Here is a 20,131-nt window from a genome sequence, read left to right as displayed (position 1 = left end):
CGCTGGATGACCTCCCACACGGCCCGGCGCGTGAGCAGCTCGCCGTGCGGCACCACGCCGGACAGCTCCACGTTGAAGACGTTGGGCTGGCCCTCCACGTCCAGCACGGAGGAGGGGTAGCGCGCGATGACGTCCTCGCGCGAGTAGATGGACACCAGCCGCACGTGGCGCGGGAAGGCGCCCACGTTGAGGTCCTTGATGAAGCGCGACGTGGGCGTGAGCTGCCACATGCTGCGGCTGAACCAGCCCAGCGTCGCGCAGCCCAGGTAGGCCATGCGCGTGCCCTTGTGCGGCGTGCCCAGGGTGATGAGGCTCCTGACGCGCGTGTCCCCGCCCAGCCGCTTCACGTAGTACGTGCCGATGAGCCCGCCCTTCGAGTGCCCGATGATGGTGAGCGGCCCCATGCCCGGGTGGCGCTCGTAGAGCCGGTCCACCTTGCCCTGGACCTTGCGCGCCAGCTCGTCGATGCGGTGCGTGTTGAAGCGGTCCATCGTGCCGCCCAGGTGGATGGACCAGACGCAGTAGCCCTCGCGGCGCAGGCGGTGCTCCAGCACCTCCAGGACGCGGCGCGTGCTGAAGAAGCCGTGCAGGAGGAGCACCGGCCTCTGGCAGTGCTTGAAGTCCGTGCGGCGCACCACCCGGTTGCCGCGTGGATCCAGATCCACGTAGCTGGCCAGGTACTTCAGCTGGCACTTCAGCCTGCGGTACTGCATCACGAACGGATTCATCCCGACGCCCCCGTCCCTCCTGCACGGGAGGAAGCTAGGGAGCGCGTCACCGCGCGGCCTGGATCAGCGCCCGTCCGGTCAGGTGAAGTGTTGGAGAAAGTTCATCAGCACCCGGTGCGCGAACGGGGTCGGCGTGATGCCGGACAGGAGCCTCGGGACGTACTCGCCCTCGGGGACGCCCTTCTCGCGCGCGAGCGCGTCCAGCTTGTCCTCGCGGGCGAGGATGACCGCGCGCATGGCGTCCGTGGGCATCTCCGGGTGGAACTGCACGCCGCGCACGTTGGAGCGGAAGGCCAGCGCCTGGTTCGCGGTGTTGGCGTTGCCCGCGAGCACCGTGGCGCCTTCCGGCAGGCGGGAGACGATGTCCTCGTGGGTGGCCTGCACCGCGAAGCGCTCCGGCAGGCCGGCGAACAGCGGATCCGCGCGCCCTTCGGGTGAGAGCGTCACCTCCACGGTGCCCGTCTCGCGGCCGTTGGGGTTGCGCGTCACCTTGCCGCCGTAGGCCTCCGCGAGGAGTTGTTGGCCAAAGCACACGCCGAGCACGGGGATGCCCTGCTCGCCCGCCTCCACCATGAAGGCGCCCGCGCGCTCCATCCACGGCTCGCGCTGCGTCACCGACAGGGGCGAGCCCGTCATCATCACCGCGTCGTAGCCCTTCGCGTCCTTCGGCAGGGGCGCGCCCTTGTGCACCGGGAGGATGTCGAAGCGCTGCCCGGACAGTCCGATGGTTTGCAGAAACCACCGCTCGTAGTCGCCCACGGAGAGCTGGACGGAGGCCGCCGCGTCGCCGGCTTTCAGCAGGAGGACGTTCTTCATGGGGGCAGGTTGCCGCGTCATGGCGCCATTCCTACCGTGTCGTGCCGTCCGTGTCCGGTGCCCGCCACTTCCAGGTCGCTCGCGCGCCGTGCTCACCCGAGGCCTCGCCATGACCGACGCTCGTTCGCTCACTCCCAAGCTCCCTGTGCTCAAGCTGCTCATCGACGGGCAGCAGGTGGACCCCATTGAAGGCGGCACCTTCGCGGTGGTGAATCCCGCCACCGGCCAGAAGATTGCTGACGTGCCCGCCGCCACCGCCGCGGACGTGGACCGCGCGGTGAAGGCCGCGCGCCGCGCCTTCGAGTCCGGGCCGTGGGGGAAGATGACCGGCCGCGAGCGCGGCAAGCTCATCCGCAAGCTGGCGGACCTGCTCTTCGAGCGGCGCGAGGAGTTCGCGCTCGTCGAGTCCATGAACAACGGCAAGGTGTTCAAGGACGCCATCCGGGGTGACGTGGCGCCGGCCGCCGCGACGCTCGCGAACTTCGCGGACATGGCCAGCACCATCACGGGCGAGGTGCTGCCGGTGGACGGCCCCTTCCACACCTACGCGCTCAAGGAGCCGGTGGGCGTGGTGGGCGCCATCATCCCGTGGAACTACCCCACGTGCATGCTGGGCTGGAAGCTGGGCCCCGCGCTGGCCGCCGGCTGCACGGTGGTGGTGAAGCCCTCCGAGTACACGCCGCTCACCGCGCTGAAGCTGGGCGCGCTGGCGCTGGAGGTGGGCTTCCCGCCCGGCGTCATCAACGTCGTCACCGGCCTGGGTGACCCCGCGGGCGAGGCGATTGCCCGGCACCCGGACGTGGACAAGATTTCCTTCACCGGCTCCGGCCGCACCGCGCGCCGGCTGCTCCAGGCGTCCGCCGCGAGCAACCTGAAGAAGCTGACGCTGGAGCTGGGCGGCAAGAGCCCGCAGATCATCTTCCCGGACGCGGACTTCGACCGCGCGGTGGAGGCGTGCTTCTGGGGCATCTTCGGCAACAAGGGTGAGACGTGCAACGCGGGCAGCCGCGTGCTGGTGCATGAAAAGGCCTACGACGCGTTCGTCGCGAAGCTGGTGGAGAAGGCGCGCACGATGAAGGTGGGCGACCCGCTGGACGCGACCACGGAGATGGGCGCGCTGGTGAGCCAGAAGCAGATGGACGTGGTGCTGGGCTACATCGAGAGCGGCAAGCAGCAGGGCGCGAAGCTGCTCGCGGGCGGCGGCCGCGACACGGAGGGCTTCAAGGCGAAGGGCTGCTTCGTGAAGCCCACCATCTTCGGCGACGTGAAGCCGGACATGAAGATTGCCCAGGAGGAGATTTTCGGCCCGGTGCTCAGCTGCCTGCGCTTCCGCGACGACGCGGAGGCCATCGCGATGGCGAACAGCACGCAGTACGGCCTGGCCGCGTCCATCTGGACCGGTGACGTGGCCAAGGCGCACGCGCTGGCGAAGCAGGTGAAGAGCGGCGTGGTGTGGATCAACTGCTTCAACGAGTTCGACGACGCGGCGCCCTTCGGTGGCTACAAGGAATCCGGCTGGGGCAAGGACCTGGGCCACCACGCGCTGGACGGCTACCTCCAGACGAAGGCCGTGTGGACGAAGCTTCCGTCCCCCTGAGCCATCGCGCGTCCCTCCATTCCACTGCTCCATCGCTTCATGACGAAGAAAAGGAAGGTCCGCATGCCGTCGCGTCCCAAGGCCAAGGTGCTCACCCATCCGGCGATGGCCCGCCGGGCTCGCGCGAAGGAGCGCGGTGAGAGTGGGCCGCGAGCGGTGCCCGGACAGCAGGGGGACATGGACTCCCTGCGCCGGTGGATGGACGAGAAGGGCGTCCGCAAGGTGAAGCTGGGCGCCATCGACGTGGATGGCGTCTTCCGCGGCAAGTACGTGTCGCTGGAGAAGTTCTACAGCGCCGCGAAGAGCAACATGGGCTTCTGCGACGTCGTCTTCGGCTGGGACCTGGGCGACGAGCTGCTGGACAACACCAAGGTGACGGGCTGGCACACAGGCTACCCGGACACGCCCGCGAAGGTGGACCTGTCCACCGCGCGCATCATCCCGTGGGAGCCGGACACCGCGGCGTTCCTGCTGGACTTCGTCAACGCGGACGGCACGCCCTTCGAGGCGAGCCCGCGCCAGCTGCTCCAGAAGATGGGGCAGCGCGCGCGCAAGCTGGGCTTCCTGCCCAAGTTCGGCGCGGAGTACGAGTTCTTCCTCTTCAAGGAGGGCCCGCAGAGCCTGCATGAGAAGGGCTTCAAGGACCTCACGCCGCTGACGCCGGGCATGTTCGGCTACTCGTGGCTGCGCACGTCCATGAACGCGCCGCTGGTGCACGCGCTCATCGACGGGTGCAACGCGTACGGGCTCAACATCGAGGGCTTCCACACGGAGACGGGCCCGGGCGTCTTCGAGGCGGCCATCCGCTACGACACGCTGGAGCTGGCGGCGGACCGCGCGGCGCTCTTCAAGACGGTGGTGAAGGAGATCTGCGCGAAGCACGGCGTGTCCGCGTGCTTCATGGCGAAGGTGGACCCGAAGCTGCCGGGCTGCTCCGGCCACGTGCACCAGTCGCTGTGGAACCTGAAGGACGAGGAGAACCTCTTCCACGACCCGTCGCAGAAGCACGGGATGAGCAAGCTGATGCGTCACTACATCGGCGGGCAGGTGGCGCTGATGCCGGAGCTCACGGCGCTCTATTGGCCCACCATCAACAGCTACAAGCGCAGCGTGGAGAACACCTGGGCGCCCACCAGCGCGACGTGGGGCCTGGAGAACCGCACCTGCGCCATCCGCGTCATCGGTGACAGCGCGAAGTCCATGCGCATCGAGTACCGCCAGCTGGGCGCGGACATGAACGCGTACATCGGCATGGCGGTGAGCCTGGCCGCGGGCCTGTGGGGCATCGAGAACGAAATCGAGCCGCCCGCGCCCGTGCTGTCCAATGCCTACGAGGCGAAGAACACGAAGCCGCTGCCTCGCAACCTGAAGGACGCGGTGGCCCTGCTGAAGAACAGCGAGCGTGCCCGCGAAATCCTGGGCGAGGGCTTCGTGGACCACTTCGTGCGCACCCGCGAGTGGGAGGTGCGCCAGTACGAGCGGGCGGTCACCTCCTGGGAGCTGGAGCGCTACCTGGAGCTCATCTGATTTTTGAAGGAGGACCGTTCATGAAGCCTTTTGACATTCCCTCGGAGCCGCGCGTCACGGAGATGTCGTGGCCCACGCGCATCGTGTTCGGCGCGGGCGCGCTCCAGCGGCTGCCCGCGCACGCGGCGCGGTTGAACATGAAGCGCCCGCTGCTGGTGACGGACGCGGGCGTGGTGAAGGCGGGGCTCGCCACGCGCGTCACGGACGTGCTCAAGGGCGCGGGCATGGAGTGCGCGGTGTTCGACCGCGTGGAGCCCAACCCCACGGAGCGTGACGTGTTCGCGGGCCTGGAGGCGTACCGCGCGCACAAGGCGGACGGCATCGTCGCCCTGGGCGGCGGCAGCGCGCTGGACGCGGGCAAGCTGGTGCAGTTGCTCACCACGCATGAGCCGCCGCTCAGCCGCTACGACGACGCGAAGGGCGGCGACCAGTACGTGCGCGACGACCTGCCGCCGCTCATCGCCATTCCGACGACCGCGGGCACGGGCTCGGAGGTGGGGCGCTCCGGCGTGGTGACGCTGGCGGACACGGGCCGCAAGACGGTCATCTTCAGCCCGTACCTGCTGCCGAAGGCGGCCGTGATCGACCCGGAGCTGACGCTGGGCCTGCCTCCGTCCGTCACGGCGGCCACGGGCATGGACGCGCTCACCCACTGCATCGAGGCGCATGTCGCCAATGGCTTCCATCCGCTCGCGGACGCGGTGGCCATCGACGGGGTGATGCGCGTGGGGCGCTCGCTGGTGACGGCGGTGAAGGAGGGCAAGGACCTGGCCGCGCGCACGGACATGATGGTGGCCGCGATGGAGGGCGCCATGGCCTTCCAGAAGGGCCTGGGCGCGAGCCACGCGCTGGCGCACGCGCTGACGCCCATCTCCAACGTGCCGCATGGCCTGGCCAACGCCATCGTCCTGCCCGCGGTGATGGAGTTCAACCGCGCGTCCTGCACGGCGCGGCTGGCGCGCATCTCCATCGCGCTGGGGGACACGTCCAACGCGCGCGAGGAGGTGCTCGCCGCGAACGCCATCGACCGCGTGCGCAAGCTGGCGGCGGCCGTCGGCATCCCGACGCGGCTGCGCGAGGCGGGCGTGAAGGAGCAGGACCTGGAGCACATCGCGCAGAAGGCCTTCCAGGACGCTTCACACCAGGGCAATCCGCGCTCGGTGACGGAGGCGGATCTGCTGGCCATGGCCCGCGAGGCGTACTGAAAAGCGGCTTCACTCCAGCTTGATTTCAGAGTGTTTCAGCGGGGCCTCTTCCGAGGGAAACGGGAGGGGCCTCGTGCCTTTTGAGCGGTGAATCAACCCGTGCCTCTGTCGTCAGAAGGTTCAGAACGCAGCAACAACGCGGCTCACGGAGGCAGGTCATGAAGGCGATGCTCAAGAAGATGGTGGTGGCGGTGGCACTCGTTGCGAGCTCCCCGGTGATGGCGGCGGACTTCCACGGCGCCTCCCCCCTCGTGAGCCGTCAGGACCAGGCCCGCATGGAGCGCGAGCGGATGGAGCGTGAGCGCCTGGGGCGGCTGGAGCGGGAACGGATGGAGCGCGCGCGGCTGGAGCGCGAGCGGCAGGCCCGGCTGGAGCGCGAGCGTCAGGAGCGTGAGCGCCGGGAGCGCGAGCGGCTGGCGAAGCTGGAGCGCGAGCGGATGGAGCGTGAGCGCCTGGCCCGCATCGAGCGTGAGCGCCGGGAGCACGAGCGTCAGGAGCGGCTGGAGCGTGAGCGCCGGGAGCGGGCGCGCCTGGCCCGCATGGAGCGCGCGCGCTACAACGGTGGCTGGCGCGGGTAGGCCTGTCGGCACAACATGAAGCAACGCGGAGGCCCGGGGGCGGAGATTCCACCCTCGGGCTTCTTCGCGCCTGGAGGTCAGTGGAGCGTGGAGTCCGCGGTCAGCGCGCGGGCTCCCGCGTCCATGACGGTGTCCACCACCGGCGTGAACTCCAGCGTCTCCATGAAGATGCGCCCTGGCAGCCGCAGGTCCATGGCGGTGATGCGCTCGCGGTCTCGCAGGTCGTAGAGCTGCCGCGCGACCGCGTTCGCCGCCACGCGCTCGTCGGAGAAGACGACGTAGACGCGCACCTTGCCCTCCTGCACCGGCACGCGGAAGCGGGTGTGGGCGACGGGCTCGTTCGCGTCACAGCGGATGGCGCGGTTCTCCCGCGTCAGCGTCAGCTGCCGGATGACGCCCTTCTCGGACATCGTGAAGAGCATGCAGTAGGGGAGCTGTCCCTCGGTGGGGATGACCTCCATCGTCGCGGCGCCGGTCCGCTTCACCAGGGCACGCGCTCTCTTCGCGGGCGGCGTCGCGTCATCGCAGCCCACGAAGGCCGCGCTCAACGCCATCACCGTCAACAAGCCCGTCCAGCGCGTCACGTGGTCTTCCCCAGGGGTGGAATGCCGCAGGCTTCACTCTGGCTTGATTTCGGAGTGTTTCGGAAGGCCGCGGTGGCTGAATCCTGCAGGGCCTCCCCCGTCAGAAGGTTCAGAACGCAGCAACAGCGCGGCTCAACGGAGGCAGGTCATGAAGGCGATGCTCAAGAAGATGGTGGTGGCTGTGGCGCTCGTCGCGAGCTCCCCGGTGATGGCGGCGGACTTCCACGCCGCCACCCCCCTCGTGAGCCGCCAGGACCAGGCCCGCATGGAGCGCGAGCGTCAGGAGCGCGAGCGCCAGGCTCGGCTGGAGCGCGAGCGCCAGGAGCGGGAACGGCAGCAACGCGAGCGCCAGGCCCGGTTGGAGCGCGAGCGGCAGGAGCGGGAACGGCAGGCCCGGCTGGAGCGGGAACGGCAGGAGCGCGAGCGCCAGGCCCGGCTGGAGCGCGAACGGCTGGCGAAGCTGGAGCGCGAGCGGCAGGCCCGGCTGGAGCGGGAACGGCAGGAGCGCGAGCGCCTGGCCCGGCTGGAGCGCAACCGCTACACGGGTGGCTGGGTGAACTAGGCCGCCTCGACGTCACGGCCTGACGCGGTACGGAGGCCCGGGGGCGGAGATTCCACCCTCGGGCTTCTTCACGTCGGGAGCTCAGTTGGCCATCGGCTCCACGGTCAGCGCGCGCGTTCCCGCATCCTCGGCCGTGCCTCCGTCGGACGTCACCACGCCGCCCGCGCCCACGACGACGCCCGTCGCCTCCGGCTCACCCGTCTCCGGCTGGAACTCCAGCGTCTCCACGAAGATGCGCCCCGGCAGCCGCAGGTCCATGGCGGTGACGCGCTCGCGGTCGCGCAGGTCGTAGAGCTGCTGCGCGACGGAGCCCGCGGGCACGCGCTCGTCGGAGAAGAAGATGTAGACGCGCACCTTGCCCTCCTGCACCGGCACCCGGAAGCTGGTGTTGGCGACCGGGCGCCCCGGGTCGCAGCGGATGGAGCGGTTCTCCCGCGTCAGCGTCAGCTGCCGGATGACGCCCTTCTCCGACATCGTGAAGAGCATGCAGTAGGGGAGCTGCCCCTCGGTGGGGATGATCTCCATCGTCGCGGGGCCCGTGCGCTTCACCTGCGCGCGCGCCACCTTCGCGGGCGGCTTCGCGTCGTCGCAACCCGCGAAGCCCGCGCCCAACGCCATCACCGTCAACAAACCCGTCCAGCGCGTCATGTGTCTCTCCCCCGCGAAGAAGGTGGAATGGCCGACACCTGGATCCTACCCTGGCGCCACGCCTTCCCGGCCTCTCTGCTTTTCGTGAAGCCCTGCCAGCCCGCCGAGTGCACGGTCGTGCACATGTCCCCTTGCGTCATCCGGCCCGGGACTCACTCCGGACGCTGGTAGACGATGACCTGCGGCGTCTCGTCCAGGTACAGCCCGGTGACGGGGGTGCGCGTGCCGAAGGCCTGCCATGTGAGGAACTCGTGCTCGCGGAACTCCTGGTGGTACTGGTACGCGACGATGTCCGCGTCGAACGGGCTGTTCACCGCGCGCACGTCCGGACGCAGCATGCCATTGCGCTGGTAGTCCCGGAACGAGAAGCCATTCACCTCGTGCAGGTAGACGCGCGCGCCCGGCTTCGCGTGTTCGTTGATCCACGGCAGCACGCCGGTGACGTGGCTGGACCAGAACTGCCGCTGCATCCCCAGCGTCGCCGCGCCCGGCAGCCCGCCCGCCAGCTCCGAGTACGCCGCCGTGCCGTACGGGAACACCCGCACCAGCCCCAGGAGCGCGGGCGCCAGGAGCAGCGCGAACACCGGCACCGTCACCGCCAGCGGTGACAGGGAAGGGCGCCGCGCCTTCAGCACGTCCCACAGCGCGAAACACCCGCGCGCCACCGCCGCGCCCGCGAGGATGCCCAGGAAGGGCATGGACGGGAACCAGTGCTTCACGCCGCCAAAGTGCGGCACCTGCGGGTGGCTGATGATGAGGATGGACGTCACCGCGTTGACGCCCACCAGCGCCTCCGACGCGGTGGGCATCCGCACCCAGTCCCGCGTGCGGGCACTGACGCTCAACAGCGCGCGGCCCACGAGCGCGACGAAGCCCGTCACCATGGGCACGAAGAGGCTGGTGGGCACCGTCAGCGCCGTCTTCACCACCACGTAGCTGAGCGGGAAGGGCGGCCCGCGCATCAGCGTGCCCAGGTAGAACCAGGCGTAGTGGTTGTGCGTCGCGTGGAAGGCCAGGTACCACGCGGTGCGGTCCACCGGCGCGTGCCAGAGGTAGGGCCAGTGCAGATAGAAGAGGACGGGGCCCAGCACCGCCATCGCCGCCAGCGGCACCAGCGCCCGCGTCACGGGCAGGCTCACCCGCCGCAAGTCCCGCAGCAGCACGACGCAGCCCACCGCGAGCCCCACGAAGAACAGCGTGTGCGGGCTCAGGAGCAGGAACTTCTTCTGGAAGTTGGCGGGCCCGCCCAGGAACACCACCAGCAGGCCGTACAGCACCGCGACCGCCGCGAAGAGCCCCACGAAGCGGCCCAGCCGCGCGCGGGCCTCGGGGTTGCCTTCGCTGGCCTGCCACGCGCGCCACAGCGCGAACGGCGACAGCACGAACGGCAGGAAGAGGGCGTTGTGCTTCGTGGCGATGGCCAGGCCGAACGCCACGCCGCACGCGACGCCCCAGCGGGTGCTCTCCAGCGCGCGCCAGAAGCAGTACACGACCAGCAGCCACATCGCGGCCACCGGCATGTCGAAGCACGCCAGCTCCGCGTTGAAGTACTGGCGGGGCACCAGCAGGAAGGAGAGGGCGGCGAACCACCCCGCGGTGCGGCCATACAGCGCGCTGCCCAGCAGGAAGCACAGCGCGGGCACCAGCGCCGCCATGGCGAACGCGGGCAGCCGGAAGGCCGTCGCGTCGCGCATCACGCCCAGCGTGTCGTGGAAGAGCAGGTGGCTCAACCCGAACAGCGTCTTCATCAGCGCCGGGTGCTCGTGGTTGTAGTCCCACAAGCGCACGATGGCGCTGTCCGTGAACGCCTGCGCGGGCGAGTGGAACAGCAGCCGGAACCACTGCGAATAGCCCTCGGCCGCGGCGAAGTAGACGCTCTCGTCGCGCGTGAAGCCCACGGCCGCTTCCGTCATCCACAGCGCCGCGAAGGCCAGCACCCACAGCGCCAGGGCCGTGAGCTTCTCCTCGCGCGTGGCGGGGCGGCCGGTCAGCTGCAACGTCATGGCTTCACCCCCACCGCGGGCTCCAGCGCCATCACGTCCAGGCAGAGCTGCCGCGACTCCGCGTTGTCCGCCTGCGTCCAGACCTTCACCGTGCGCGGCGGCCCGGGCGGCAGCACCACCTCCGCCTTCTGCACGCCCTCGCGGCCCGGGGGAATGGGCACGTACATCAGCCGCTGGCCCGTGGCCGCGTCATCCACGCCGACGTACGAGGTGGACAGGCGCGGGTCCCTGGGGTGCGCGAACTCGAAGATGATGCCGCCCTCCATCCGCAGGCCCATGCCGGCGGGCACGTTGGCGAACTCCGCCACCAGCCGCTGGGGGCCGCCCGGCGCGTGCATCCACAGGCAGTGGCGGGGCTCGTAGAAGATTTCGTGCCACTCCGGCGCCACGTACAGGTGCGGCGGTCCGGGGCAGCGGTGCACGCGCCCGTCGAAGGGGCAGTCCGTGCGGGAGCCGTCCGGCTGCTCCAGGTACACGCGCGCCGTGTTCGCGGACTCGCTCGCCACCCAGTGGCGCGGGCGGTAGCGGCCGTTCTCATAGAGGCGCAGCGACAGCGGGCCCATGCGGGACTCGGGGCCCAGCGCCTTGCGGCCGGGGAGGAAGGCCGCTTCAAACGCGCCCACGTCGGAGCGGGGCAATTCCGGCTGGCCCAGCACCCAGACGCGCGGGTGCGCGCTCAGGTCCGCGCCGTCGGAGTCCAGCCACCCGTACACGGGGACGGAAGGAGGCACGAAGAGGCGGGCGCGCTCGGTCCACCAGGGGAAGAGCAGCACCGCGTCCCCGGGGCGCGCGTCGCGGGCCAGCACGTCCGCCACGGCGCGCTCGTCCGCGTCCGTGGGCAGCCGGCCCGGGAGCCTCAGCTGGAAGACCAGGCACAGGAGCGCGACGAGCAGCAGGGCCCCCAACTCCACCAGGGGCAGGGCGCGCAGGGCCTTAGGACTTGGCAAGACGGATCTTCTGCTCGCTCTTTTCGCGGCAGAAGGTGCAGAAGATGTGGTCGCCCTGGTTGAAGGACGGCGTCCAGGGCGGATACATCGAGCAGCGCGGATCCAGGCAGTGGTGCAGCTCCCACAGCGTGCCCAGCTGGTGCAGCGCGTGGCGCGCGATGGGCTTGAAGTCCTTCTCCAGGTCCTTGAACGGCGCGATGGAGAGGATTGCCCGGTCCTTGCCGTACTTCGCGAAGCCCGACGTGGGCGCCTTGCCGCTGGGCAGGTCGCGGTCCTTCAGCTTGCGCGAGGTGAGCAGCAGCACCTTGTCGTCCTTGTAGGCCCGGATGCCCTTCACCTCTTCGAGCAGCTTCTCCGCGTCCAGGGGCTCGGACATGCCCGCGGGAATCTCCGCGGTGCCGCTGTGCTCGCTGCCCACGCCGAAGGCCGTGTAGAGCGTGCGGTTGAACTTGGCGAGCTGCTTGTCGTCGAAGGGGTCCAGCGTCACGACGCGAATCACGGGGCGTCACCTCGGCGGGAAGAAGGCCCTCGCGGTGCCGGGCGTGCGCTCTGTCGCGACGCGGGCGGCCGGGAGGGCCGTGGGGTCCTGCGGTTCACTCGTCCTCGGGCGGCTTCGCCTTGGGAGGACGGCCGCGCTTCTTCGGAGCGGCGGGCTCCGCGGGCGCGGCGCCCTCCGGCGGCCTGGCCTTGGGTGGACGGCCGCGCTTCTTCGGGGCGGCGGGTTCGGCACCCTCCACCACCTCCGGCTTGGGCTTGGGCGGACGGCCGCGCTTCTTCGGAGCGGCGGGCTCCGCGCCCTCGGCCGGCTTGGCCTTGGGCGGACGGCCGCGCTTCTTGGGAGCGTCCTCGCCGCCCTCCTCCTCGCCGCCCTCCTCCTCCTCGCCACCTTCCTCGGAGGACTCCTCCTCGGACTCGGACGCGGGCTCCTCGTCCGAGGGCAGGTCCAGCTCTCCGCCCTCCAGACCGATGAGGTCGCCGTCGAGGTCCATGTCGTCCTCGTCGCCAACGGGCCGCGCGAACTCCGCGGCGGTGCGCTTGGGACGCTCCTTCCCGGGCGGGAAGAGGACGATGTCGATGGAGTCCTCGGCGTTGGCCTCGGCGGTGCCCAGCGCGGCGGCGACCTCCGAGACCAGCAGGTGCCGGGCGTTGTCGTAGAGCTCGCGCTCCTTGGTGGGCAACGGCCGCAGCTCACTGAGGACCTGGAGGCCCTTGACGACCTCCGCCAGCCCCAGGATGCCGCCCTGGGTCATGCGGTCCAGGTTGGTGCGAGCGCGTTGCTTCCAGTCCAGGTCCGCCTTGTCGCTGTCCGAGCGGAGGAACGCGTAGATCTCCTCCACGTCCGCGGGACTGGCGACCTTGCGCACGCCGATGGAGATGATTTTTCCCTGCGGCACCATCACGACCGCGCCGTCTTCCTCCCGGCGCATGGTGACGAAGGTGAGGCTCTGGCCCGCCACCTCCTTCACGTCGATGGCGGCGACGCGGCAGACCCCCTGGTTGGGGTAGACGACCCGGTCTCCAACCTGGAGCTGGAGTGCAGCGGACCCTTCTGGCATGGCCCCCTCGTGGGCGGGTGGGATGAGCACCGAAGCGAGCGCCGGTCGTAGCACCGTGCCCCGCCGGATGCCACGAGATTACCGGGGAAGCTGTGTCATCCGGTTGGCATTGCGCTGCGCTTCCAACAGCTTGGCCATGACCTCGTGCGCCCGCGAGTCCAGGACGGCGTCGATCTGGGCGTCGGTCGGCCCCTCGTCCACCGTGCTTCCGGGCCGCGCGTCCACGCGAGAGGAAAGTCCCACCGTCGCCATCACCGCGAATCCCAGGGCCAGCACCGCCAGCAGCTTCTTCATTGAGCGTCCTCCGAGGCGGCCCAGGGTAGGGGGGACGCCCGGATGATCAATTTTTCGGCTACAGGCTGGCGGCGCCCTGTAGCAGTGGCTACTGGTGCAGCGGCGCCACCGGCGTCACCTCCAGCGTGAGGCCGCCGGAGTTGTCGTTGACGTCGTCGTCCGGGAACGCGAGCCGCAGCCAGGCCGCGCCGCGCAGCACCATGGGCTGGTTGACCTCCAGGAGCTCCAGCGTGCCCGGGGCCATGGCCGGGGACGCCCCCGCGCCGTGCAGCGCCAGCACCCCGCCCACCTCTCCGCCAGCGAAGCCGCGCGTCCGCGCCGGCTCCCGCGCCGAGCGCACGACGACGCGGTAGGTGGTGGAGGGCTCCAGCTCCCGGAGCGTGAAGCCGTCGTGGGGGGACAGCGAGACGGCGTGGCGGCGCGCGTCCAGCAGCAGGGTGGTGATGGCGCCGCTCGCCTGTTCGCGCACGTGCACCTGGAGGGCGCCGCGGTTGTCGTCCGGGCGGTCGTCCCAGAGGAACACGTAGAGGACGGAGGCGTCGCGCACCAGCACCTCGTCGGTGCCCACCAGGCCGAAGCTGTCGCGCGCGGACAGGGCCGTGCCGCCCTCCAGGAAGTACACGGCCTGGGTCACCGGCAGGGGGCCGCCCACCGACACGCGGCCCTCCACGCGCAGGCCATAGGCGCGGGACGGATCCAACCGCATGCGGGCCGCCTGGGACGGGGGCACGCGCAGGGCATGCGCGAGCGCGCTGAGCGCGAACGGGCCTCCGGAGGAGTAGCGCGCGAAGGCGGGCGTGTCTTCCGGTCCCGCGCGGGGCAGGGCCCTGGGCGCGGCCGGGTGCTTCGGCGCGAGCCGCGCGTGGACGGCCAGCGTGGTGCCGCGCTCGGCCTGCACGCGCTGGCTGAAGGGCACCATGCCCGGCAGCAGCACCTCCAGGACGTGCTCGCGGTCCGACGGCAGCTGGGTGACGAGCGTGGGCGTCGTCTCCGTCAGCGTCCGCCCGTCCACGCGGATGGTGGCGCCCGGCGGGGACGAGCTGAGCTCCACCGCGAACGAATTGGACCCGCCCATCACCAGGCCCAGCCACGTGGCCACGAGCGCGGCCACCACCACCGGCGCGCCGCGCACCGCCCAGCCCTTCAGGGAGCGGTGCCACGCGGGCGGCGGCTCGGGCGGCATCGCCTGCGGGGGCAGGGGCTGCGTCGTCAGATCCCCCCGGGGTTCTCTGCCGGGGTCGGAGACGAGGCGGGGCATCTCCGGCGGCGTGGGGATGGGCGGCGGTTCCGCGACGCCGCTCCAGCGGCCCACCCGGGCAATGAACTCGCGCGGCAGCTGCACCGGGCGGCCGGCCTCCACGAGCTCCGGCTCGAAGAGGTAGCCCATGAAGTGGCCCAGGTCGCTGGTGGACACGTCCGGCGCGGTGACGTGGAGCTGCCGCGCCAGCGCCTCCGCGAAGGCCTGCGCGGTGGGGTAGCGCTGCTCCGGGCTGGTGGCCATCGCGGTGAGCAGGATGCGCTCCAGCGCGGCGGGGATGTTCGGCGTCCACTCGCGCGGGCGGGGGAAGTCGCCCTGCGAGATTTTCCGCAGCACGTCCTGGAGCGAGCCCTCGAAGGGGCGCCGTCCGCAGAGCATCTCGTAGAGGACCGTGCCCGCGGCGAACACGTCCGTGCGCGCGTCCAGCGCCTCGCCGCGCGCCTGCTCCGGCGCGAAGTAGACGTACTTGCCCTTCGCGGGGTCCGCCTTCGTGTCGGAGCGCCCGGCGAGCCGCGCCCGCGCGATGCCGAAGTCCACCAGCTTCACCTGCCCCTCGAAGGAGAGGAGCACGTTCTGGGGACTCACGTCCCGGTGGACGATGTGCAGCGGACGGCCGTTGTCGTCCAGCCGCGTGTGCGCGTACGCAAGCCCGCGCAGCATGTCGATGGCCACCAGCACCGCCAGCGGTGGCGGCAGCGCGGGCAGCCCCTTCTCCCGCGCCCGGCGCAGCACGTGCGAGAGCGGATGGCCGTCCACCCACTCCATCGCGAGGAAGTACTCGCCCTCCACCTCACCGAAGTCGAAGATCTGCGCGATGTTGCCGTGCGACAGCCCCAGCGCGATGCGCGCCTCGTTGATGAACATGGACACGAACGCGCTGTCGTCCGCGTAGCCGGGGAGGATCTTCTTGATGACCACCGGCTTCGTCACGCCCGCCACCGCCGTCATCCGGGCGCGGTAGATCTCCGCCATGCCGCCCGTCGCGATGCGCTCGAGCAGCTTGTACTTTCCGAACTGGAAGCCAGCGGAAGGCTGCGGCACGTTCGAGTCGGCTCCGGTGGAGGGGAGTCCTTCGCAAAACCGCGAGAAGCTATCATGAGGCCATTCAGACGCCCCGGGTGGAATATTCCGCTACGCTCGCCAGCCTGTTCCCGTAACCCTGCATTCTTCCTCTTGGTGTGGAGCACCCTCACATGGGGTGGCTGCCGGGAGTCACCGCCCGCTGAACCGGCACGCCCGGTGTCTCCCGTGCCTGCACTCGCAGTGGATGCAGGCGTGCCCGGGGACGCCGGCGGGTGGGCGGACGCGAACGTCACGCTGCTGCCCGCGCCCGTCTTTGGCGAGCCCCTCCCGGACGACCTCCTCCGCCTGGAGCTGTCCGGAGACCAGGTGCGGCTGGGCGCGGAGCGCTTCACGCCGTCGCGCGCGCAGGACGCGGGCCGGCTCGCGGAGCGGGTGAAGGGCCGGGACGTGCTTGTCGCCGTCGCGGACGAGGACACGTTCCTCGCGCAGGCGTCCGACGCGCTGGCGGTGCTTCGTGCGCAGGCGGCGGAGGTGTGGCTTCAGCATCCGGACGCGCCGGTGGCCTACCGGCTGGTGCTGCGCGACGAGCAGGGCTTCCGGGCGTGGCTGGAGGAGGTGGCGCCCGGCAAGCTGCGCATCATCCAGCGCGCGGACGGCTTCGAGTTGACCTCCAGCGTGGGGAAGCTGCCGGGGCCGGACCGCAACGGCCCCTCCGTGCCGGTGCGCGGCGGACGCCAGGACATCGCGACGCTGCGGCGGGAGCTGGCCCGGCTGAAGACGCGCTTCACCACGTCGGACGACCTGTGCATCGTCCCTTCGTTCGGTACGGAGGTCGTGCAGGTGGCGCGGGCGCTCGGCGGCACGTACGTCGCGCCGGAGGAGGGGCTCTTCGACACGCTCTGCCTCGTGTACCCCACGCCCCGGCCTTGACGGACGCGGGGGCTGCCTGGCGGCCAGGCACGCACCCCGAGTGGACTCCATGTCGCATTGAGGCGGCGGGGGCGCGCCGCTACTACCCCCAGCGGTCCGCGCGCCCTAATGTGCCGCGCGCCTTTTTCCAGAAGGCTTCGGAGGGCAATGCTCCCTCCCCGGAGGTCGTTGATGGTCGCCGCAACCGAGCCCGCTCCCCGCCCCCAGGACGTCCTCTCCGGGGGCGCCTTCCTCTTCCAGGAGGTGGGCTCCACCCGCATCCTCACGCCGGAGACGTTCTCCGAGGAGCAGCGGCTCTTCTTCAAGACGGCGCTCCAGTTCTGCCGTGAGCAGGTGCTGCCCCAGGCCGAGCGCATCGAGGGCAAGGACAACGCGCTGCTGCGCGACCTCTTGCGCCGCGCGGGCGAGCTGGGCCTCTTGAGCGTGGACATCGCGGAGACGTACGGCGGCACGGGCCTGGACAAGACGACGTCGCTCTTGCTCGCGGAGGCCATGAGCCTGTTGGGCTCCTGGTCGGTGACGTCCAGCGCGCACACCGGCATCGGGTCGCTGCCCATCGTGTGGTTCGGCAACGAGGCGCAGAAGGCGAAGTACCTGCCGAAGCTGGCCTCGGGTGAGTGGGTGGCGGCGTACGCGCTGACGGAGCAGGGCAGCGGCAGCGACGCGCGCGGGGCCAAGACGAAGGCGGTGAAGTCGCAGGACGGCAAGCACTACGTGCTCAACGGCTCCAAGCTCTACATCACCAACGCGGCCTTCGCGGACGTGTTCGTCGTCTTCGCGCAGGTGGACGGCGACAAGTTCACCGGCTTCATCGTGGAGAAGGACACCCCGGGCCTCACCGTGGGCCCGGAGGAGCACAAGATGGGCATCCGTGGCTCGTCCACGTGCCCGCTCTACTTCGAGGACGCGCAGGTTCCCGTGGAGAACCTGCTGGGCGAGCTGGGCAAGGGCCACCGAATCGCCTTCAACATCCTCAACTACGGCCGGCTGAAGCTGGGCGCGGGCGTCATCGGCAGCATGAAGCTGCAGCTGCAGAACGCGCTCAAGTTCGCGCAGGAGCGCAAGCAGTTCAAGGCGCCCATCGCCACGTTCCCGCTCATCCGCGAGAAGCTCGCGCGCATGGCCACGCTCGTCTACGCGGTGGAGAGCATGACCTACCGCACGGCGGGCCTGGTGGACGGGCGCCTCGCGTCGAAGGAGCGCTCGGACAAGGACTACGACGCGCACGTCATCGCCGCGATGGAGGAGTTCGCCTGCGAGGCCTCCATCATGAAGGTCTTCGGCTCGGAGGCCATCGGCTTCCTGGTGGACGACGCGGTGCAGGTGCACGGCGGCGCCGGCTACATCGAGGAGTACCCGGTGGAGCGCGCCTACCGCGACGCGCGCATCAACCGCATCTTCGAGGGCACCAACGAAATCAACCGGATGCTCATCACCGGCATGCTGCTCAAGCGCGCCGTGAAGGGCGACCTGCCGCTGTTCGCGCAGGCGCGCTCCGTGGCGGAGGAGCTGGGCCGCGGCGAGCGGCCCCGCGCGGGCCGCCAGGACGCGCTGGCCCAGGAGGAGATCGCCGCCGAGTGCGCCAAGCACCTGGCCATCCACGGCATGCGCCTGGCCGCGGAGACCTTCGGCACGGAGCTGGACAAGCACCAGGAGGTCATGGCCGCGCTGGCGGACGTGGTGATGGACGCGTACGCGCTGGACTCCATGGTGACGCGCACCCGGCAGGCCGCCACCAGCGGCGTGCAGGACCCCGTGCGCGTGGCCCTGGTGCGGCTGTACGCGATGGAGTCCACCACGCGCGCCTTCGAGCGCACCCGCCGCGCCCTCTGCGCCACCCTCAAGGGGGACGCGCTCTCACTGGAGTTGAGGCGCCTGTCCGCGCTGGACGCCTTCACGGCGTACGACCCGGCGGAGCTGCGGGAGACCATCGTCACCGACCTGGAGGAGGCCGGCGGCTACCCGTACAACCCGCTGTAACCGGCAAGGCCCTCGCGGGTGCCCTGGCCAGGCGGCTTCAGGGCATCCGCGACACGGCATCCAGGCCGAAGCTGACCCGGGCCCGCCAGGGCGCGGGCGGCAGGTGCTCCAGCGACATCAGGTCCTCCAGGCGCTGGACCATGTCCGGACGCAGCCGGCCGAAGGTCGCGCCGAAGCCCGGCGTCACCGCCTGGGCCACGCCCTTGCGCGGCACCGTGGACGTCCACGCCACCTCGCCGTGGAGCAGCAGCGGCCCCTCCTTCATGTCCATCTCCATGAAGAAGGGCGTGCCCACCTGCACCTCGCGGGGCAGGGCGGGGGCGTCCACCTCCAGGCCCACGCCGCCCCGGGAGATGTCGCGCACGTAGAAGAACGGCGCCCGGGGGTCGCTCTCCCTCGCGCGCAGGTGCAGCGGGATGCGCGGGAAGCGGCGCAGGCCGTTCTGCTCCTCCTGGGCGAAGATGAACTGGAGCACCGCGTCCAGCGCGCTGCGATCCTCCGCGCCGTCGTAGCGCACGGTCAGCAGGAAGCGCTCGCCGGGGCGGGGCTCCACCCGGACCACCTCCCCCAGCACCTCCACCGGACGCGGCATGCCGCCCGCGTGCAGCTCGAAGGTGAACCGGGTGCCCAGCGGCAGGGCCCTTCGCGTCTCCAGGGTGACGCCGCCAAGACCCACGCTGCGGGTGTACTCGCCGACCAGTGATTGCGGCGTCTTGTAGGCCACCTTCAGTCGAACGTTCGTGTTCACGTGACTGCCAGTCTCAGCCTGGGAGCGGAAGAACTCAAGTTTACCCCATCCTCAAAGGTAGGCCGCGCGGCGTGTGCCCTGGCGGATGTCCGCCGCCGTGCTCGCGGTGTTTCAGCCTGTTGCGCGGTTTCTTGACCCCCCTGGGGGGGGCGCGTATGTATGCCGGCCGTTAGAGGGGTAAGAAGTGGGAAGGAGTGGTGGTCCGTCCCGTGCTGGGCTGAAAAGGTGGATCGTCCCGCGTGTTCCGAGGCGTCTATGAGCACCAGATCGACGCGAAGGGGCGCACCAGCCTCCCGGCCAAGCTGCGGGAGACGCTGGTGGGCGCCTACGACGAGCGGCTCATCGTCACCACGGCCCTGGACCCCTGCCTCCATGCCTATCCGGTGCGGGAGTGGGAGGCGTTGGAGACCGCGCTCGCCCGGCGCAACCCCATGGAGCCGGGGGTCAAGACGTTGATGCGGCTGTACGTGGCCAGCGCGCAGGAGTGCCCGCTGGACAAGCTGGGACGGTTGCTGATTCCGCCGTCGCTCAGGGCGTACGCGAAGCTGGAGAAGGACGTGGTGTGGGCGGGGATGGTGAAGGTGATTGAGCTTTGGAGCCAGGAAGGCTGGGCGAAGGCGCAGGAGGACGCGCGCCAGGAAGCCACCTCCCCGGACGTGTTGCGGGTGCTGGGCGAGCTGCGCCAGCCGTAGCCAGGAAGTCGACAGCTTCAGGTTTCGCAAAGAGAAGGGTGGGCAGGCGCATGGACCAGGTGCAGGAGGTTCGTCGGAACAGGGCGGTGGTGGCGGCGTCCGAGCGCGTGGAGACGCTGATGCTGGAGGGCGAGCTGGAGGAGGCGGACCTCGTCAAGCTGTGCGAGGACCTGATGCACCGGCTGCACCGGGGCACGCGCCAGGTCGTCCTCGACTTCGCGGACGTCTCCCACCTGAACTACCGGGGCGTGCGCCCGCTGATGGCCCGCGCGGACGCGTTCCGCCGCGCTGGCGGCGACGTGAAGCTGTCCGGGCTGTCGCCGTACCTGGCCGCCATCTTCCGCGCGGCCGGCGCCCATGACGCCTTCGAGCTGTACCCGCACATGAACGATGCCCGGGCCGCCTTCCAGCTCGCGCGCGCTCCCTTCGTCTGACCCTTCGCACCCAAGGCCCCC

Annotated in this window: 20 protein-coding genes; 9 read left to right on the top strand and 11 right to left on the bottom strand. The window is 70.5% G+C overall.

The features are described 5' to 3' along the window. Both D7X55_RS03545 and D7X55_RS03540 read right to left on the bottom strand, forming a co-directional pair. A partial coding sequence (locus D7X55_RS03545) for a triacylglycerol lipase (protein ID WP_121722227.1) occupies positions 1-728 on the bottom strand: 728 nt, incomplete at its 3' end. Positions 729-806: 78 nt separating this feature from the next. Beyond that, positions 807-1,565, bottom strand: a complete 759-nt coding sequence (locus D7X55_RS03540) for a glutamine amidotransferase (protein WP_199746850.1) — start codon at positions 1,563-1,565, stop codon at positions 807-809. Between the two features lie 88 nt (positions 1,566-1,653). Here D7X55_RS03540 and D7X55_RS03535 point away from each other — a divergent pair, with 88 nt between their 5' ends. The 4 genes from D7X55_RS03535 to D7X55_RS03520 all read left to right on the top strand — a co-directional run bounded on the left by D7X55_RS03535 (position 1,654) and on the right by D7X55_RS03520 (position 6,451). After that, on the top strand, positions 1,654-3,141 hold the full coding sequence (locus D7X55_RS03535; RefSeq protein ID WP_121722225.1) for an aldehyde dehydrogenase family protein: 1,488 nt from the start codon (positions 1,654-1,656) through the stop codon (positions 3,139-3,141). Positions 3,142-3,204: 63 nt separating this feature from the next. Beyond that, the gene (locus tag D7X55_RS03530; RefSeq protein ID WP_199746849.1) at positions 3,205-4,668 is read left to right on the top strand and encodes a glutamine synthetase family protein; all 1,464 of its coding nucleotides are present in this window, start codon (positions 3,205-3,207) and stop codon (positions 4,666-4,668) included. A gap of 20 nt (positions 4,669-4,688) precedes the next feature. Next, a complete protein-coding gene (locus D7X55_RS03525) occupies positions 4,689-5,873 on the top strand; it encodes an iron-containing alcohol dehydrogenase (protein WP_121722224.1) in 1,185 nt (394 codons plus the stop codon). Between the two features lie 158 nt (positions 5,874-6,031). Continuing rightward, complete coding sequence (locus tag D7X55_RS03520; protein WP_121722223.1) at positions 6,032-6,451, top strand: ATP-dependent DNA helicase; 420 nt, start codon at positions 6,032-6,034, stop codon at positions 6,449-6,451. Between the two features lie 77 nt (positions 6,452-6,528). On the opposite strand, the gene D7X55_RS03515 is transcribed toward D7X55_RS03520, so the two are convergent. Further along, positions 6,529-7,035 carry a hypothetical protein gene (locus tag D7X55_RS03515; RefSeq protein WP_233609546.1) on the bottom strand — a complete coding sequence of 169 codons (507 nt, stop codon included), beginning with the start codon at positions 7,033-7,035 and terminating at the stop codon, positions 6,529-6,531. A 148-nt stretch (positions 7,036-7,183) separates the two neighbouring features. Here D7X55_RS03515 and D7X55_RS03510 point away from each other — a divergent pair, with 148 nt between their 5' ends. Then, positions 7,184-7,597, top strand: a complete 414-nt coding sequence (locus D7X55_RS03510; protein WP_120548801.1) for an ATP-dependent DNA helicase — start codon at positions 7,184-7,186, stop codon at positions 7,595-7,597. A gap of 81 nt (positions 7,598-7,678) precedes the next feature. On the opposite strand, the gene D7X55_RS03505 is transcribed toward D7X55_RS03510, so the two are convergent. From D7X55_RS03505 to D7X55_RS03475, 7 genes are all read right to left on the bottom strand, one after another. Beyond that, the gene (locus tag D7X55_RS03505) at positions 7,679-8,245 is read right to left on the bottom strand and encodes a hypothetical protein (protein ID WP_120548800.1); all 567 of its coding nucleotides are present in this window, start codon (positions 8,243-8,245) and stop codon (positions 7,679-7,681) included. A 152-nt stretch (positions 8,246-8,397) separates the two neighbouring features. Next, on the bottom strand, positions 8,398-10,248 hold the full coding sequence (locus tag D7X55_RS03500) for a glycosyltransferase family 39 protein (RefSeq protein ID WP_199746848.1): 1,851 nt from the start codon (positions 10,246-10,248) through the stop codon (positions 8,398-8,400). Next, positions 10,245-11,195, bottom strand: a complete 951-nt coding sequence (locus D7X55_RS03495; RefSeq protein WP_121722222.1) for a hypothetical protein — start codon at positions 11,193-11,195, stop codon at positions 10,245-10,247. Before D7X55_RS03495 ends, D7X55_RS03500 begins: the two co-directional genes overlap by 4 nt. Further along, on the bottom strand, positions 11,182-11,694 hold the full coding sequence (locus tag D7X55_RS03490; protein WP_120548798.1) for a hypothetical protein: 513 nt from the start codon (positions 11,692-11,694) through the stop codon (positions 11,182-11,184). Before D7X55_RS03490 ends, D7X55_RS03495 begins: the two co-directional genes overlap by 14 nt. Positions 11,695-11,788: 94 nt before the next feature. Continuing rightward, positions 11,789-12,751 (bottom strand): CarD family transcriptional regulator, encoded by a 963-nt coding sequence (locus D7X55_RS03485; protein WP_120548797.1) that lies wholly within the window; start codon positions 12,749-12,751, stop codon positions 11,789-11,791. 78 nt (positions 12,752-12,829) lie between these two features. Continuing rightward, complete coding sequence (locus tag D7X55_RS03480) at positions 12,830-13,045, bottom strand: hypothetical protein (protein ID WP_120548796.1); 216 nt, start codon at positions 13,043-13,045, stop codon at positions 12,830-12,832. An 88-nt stretch (positions 13,046-13,133) separates the two neighbouring features. Continuing rightward, positions 13,134-15,344, bottom strand: coding sequence for a serine/threonine-protein kinase (locus tag D7X55_RS03475; protein ID WP_121722221.1), 2,211 nt, complete (start codon positions 15,342-15,344; stop codon positions 13,134-13,136). 207 nt (positions 15,345-15,551) lie between these two features. On the opposite strand from D7X55_RS03475, the gene D7X55_RS03470 reads away from it, so the two are divergent. Together D7X55_RS03470 and D7X55_RS03465 are read left to right on the top strand one after the other, a co-directional pair. Continuing rightward, a complete protein-coding gene (locus tag D7X55_RS03470) occupies positions 15,552-16,256 on the top strand; it encodes a hypothetical protein (RefSeq protein ID WP_306437698.1) in 705 nt (234 codons plus the stop codon). 171 nt (positions 16,257-16,427) lie between these two features. Then, a complete protein-coding gene (locus D7X55_RS03465) occupies positions 16,428-18,236 on the top strand; it encodes an acyl-CoA dehydrogenase family protein (RefSeq protein WP_121722219.1) in 1,809 nt (602 codons plus the stop codon). A gap of 37 nt (positions 18,237-18,273) precedes the next feature. Here D7X55_RS03465 and D7X55_RS03460 read toward each other — a convergent pair whose 3' ends face one another. Further along, on the bottom strand, positions 18,274-18,984 hold the full coding sequence (locus D7X55_RS03460) for a PilZ domain-containing protein (protein WP_120548792.1): 711 nt from the start codon (positions 18,982-18,984) through the stop codon (positions 18,274-18,276). 239 nt (positions 18,985-19,223) lie between these two features. Between D7X55_RS03460 and mraZ the strand changes: the two genes are divergently transcribed. Together mraZ and D7X55_RS03450 are read left to right on the top strand one after the other, a co-directional pair. Continuing rightward, positions 19,224-19,676, top strand: coding sequence for a division/cell wall cluster transcriptional repressor MraZ (gene mraZ, locus D7X55_RS03455; RefSeq protein ID WP_120548791.1), 453 nt, complete (start codon positions 19,224-19,226; stop codon positions 19,674-19,676). 50 nt (positions 19,677-19,726) lie between these two features. Next, positions 19,727-20,110 (top strand): STAS domain-containing protein, encoded by a 384-nt coding sequence (locus tag D7X55_RS03450; protein WP_120548814.1) that lies wholly within the window; start codon positions 19,727-19,729, stop codon positions 20,108-20,110. Positions 20,111-20,131 lie beyond the last annotated feature (21 nt).

Origin of the sequence: Corallococcus sp. AB049A, assembly GCF_003668885.1 — a bacterium.
Classification (GTDB): Bacteria; Myxococcota; Myxococcia; order Myxococcales; family Myxococcaceae; genus Corallococcus; species Corallococcus interemptor.
Note: the sequence above shows the minus strand (reverse complement) of the source record. Positions and strands in the feature narration are given on the sequence as shown.

Bases quoted from the DNA above. Each gene is read 5' to 3' on its own strand.
- D7X55_RS03540 (WP_199746850.1), bottom strand. From the start codon at position 1,565: ATGACGCGGCAACCTGCCCCCATGAAGAACGTCCTCCTGCTGAAAGCC.
- D7X55_RS03535 (WP_121722225.1), top strand. From the start codon at position 1,654: ATGACCGACGCTCGTTCGCTCACTCCCAAGCTCCCTGTGCTCAAGCTG.
- D7X55_RS03530 (WP_199746849.1), top strand. From the start codon at position 3,205: ATGCCGTCGCGTCCCAAGGCCAAGGTGCTCACCCATCCGGCGATGGCC.
- D7X55_RS03525 (WP_121722224.1), top strand. From the start codon at position 4,689: ATGAAGCCTTTTGACATTCCCTCGGAGCCGCGCGTCACGGAGATGTCG.
- D7X55_RS03520 (WP_121722223.1), top strand. From the start codon at position 6,032: ATGAAGGCGATGCTCAAGAAGATGGTGGTGGCGGTGGCACTCGTTGCG.
- D7X55_RS03510 (WP_120548801.1), top strand. From the start codon at position 7,184: ATGAAGGCGATGCTCAAGAAGATGGTGGTGGCTGTGGCGCTCGTCGCG.
- D7X55_RS03505 (WP_120548800.1), bottom strand. From the start codon at position 8,245: ATGACGCGCTGGACGGGTTTGTTGACGGTGATGGCGTTGGGCGCGGGC.
- D7X55_RS03500 (WP_199746848.1), bottom strand. From the start codon at position 10,248: ATGACGTTGCAGCTGACCGGCCGCCCCGCCACGCGCGAGGAGAAGCTC.
- D7X55_RS03485 (WP_120548797.1), bottom strand. From the start codon at position 12,751: ATGCCAGAAGGGTCCGCTGCACTCCAGCTCCAGGTTGGAGACCGGGTC.
- D7X55_RS03480 (WP_120548796.1), bottom strand. From the start codon at position 13,045: ATGAAGAAGCTGCTGGCGGTGCTGGCCCTGGGATTCGCGGTGATGGCG.
- D7X55_RS03465 (WP_121722219.1), top strand. From the start codon at position 16,428: ATGGTCGCCGCAACCGAGCCCGCTCCCCGCCCCCAGGACGTCCTCTCC.
- D7X55_RS03450 (WP_120548814.1), top strand. From the start codon at position 19,727: ATGGACCAGGTGCAGGAGGTTCGTCGGAACAGGGCGGTGGTGGCGGCG.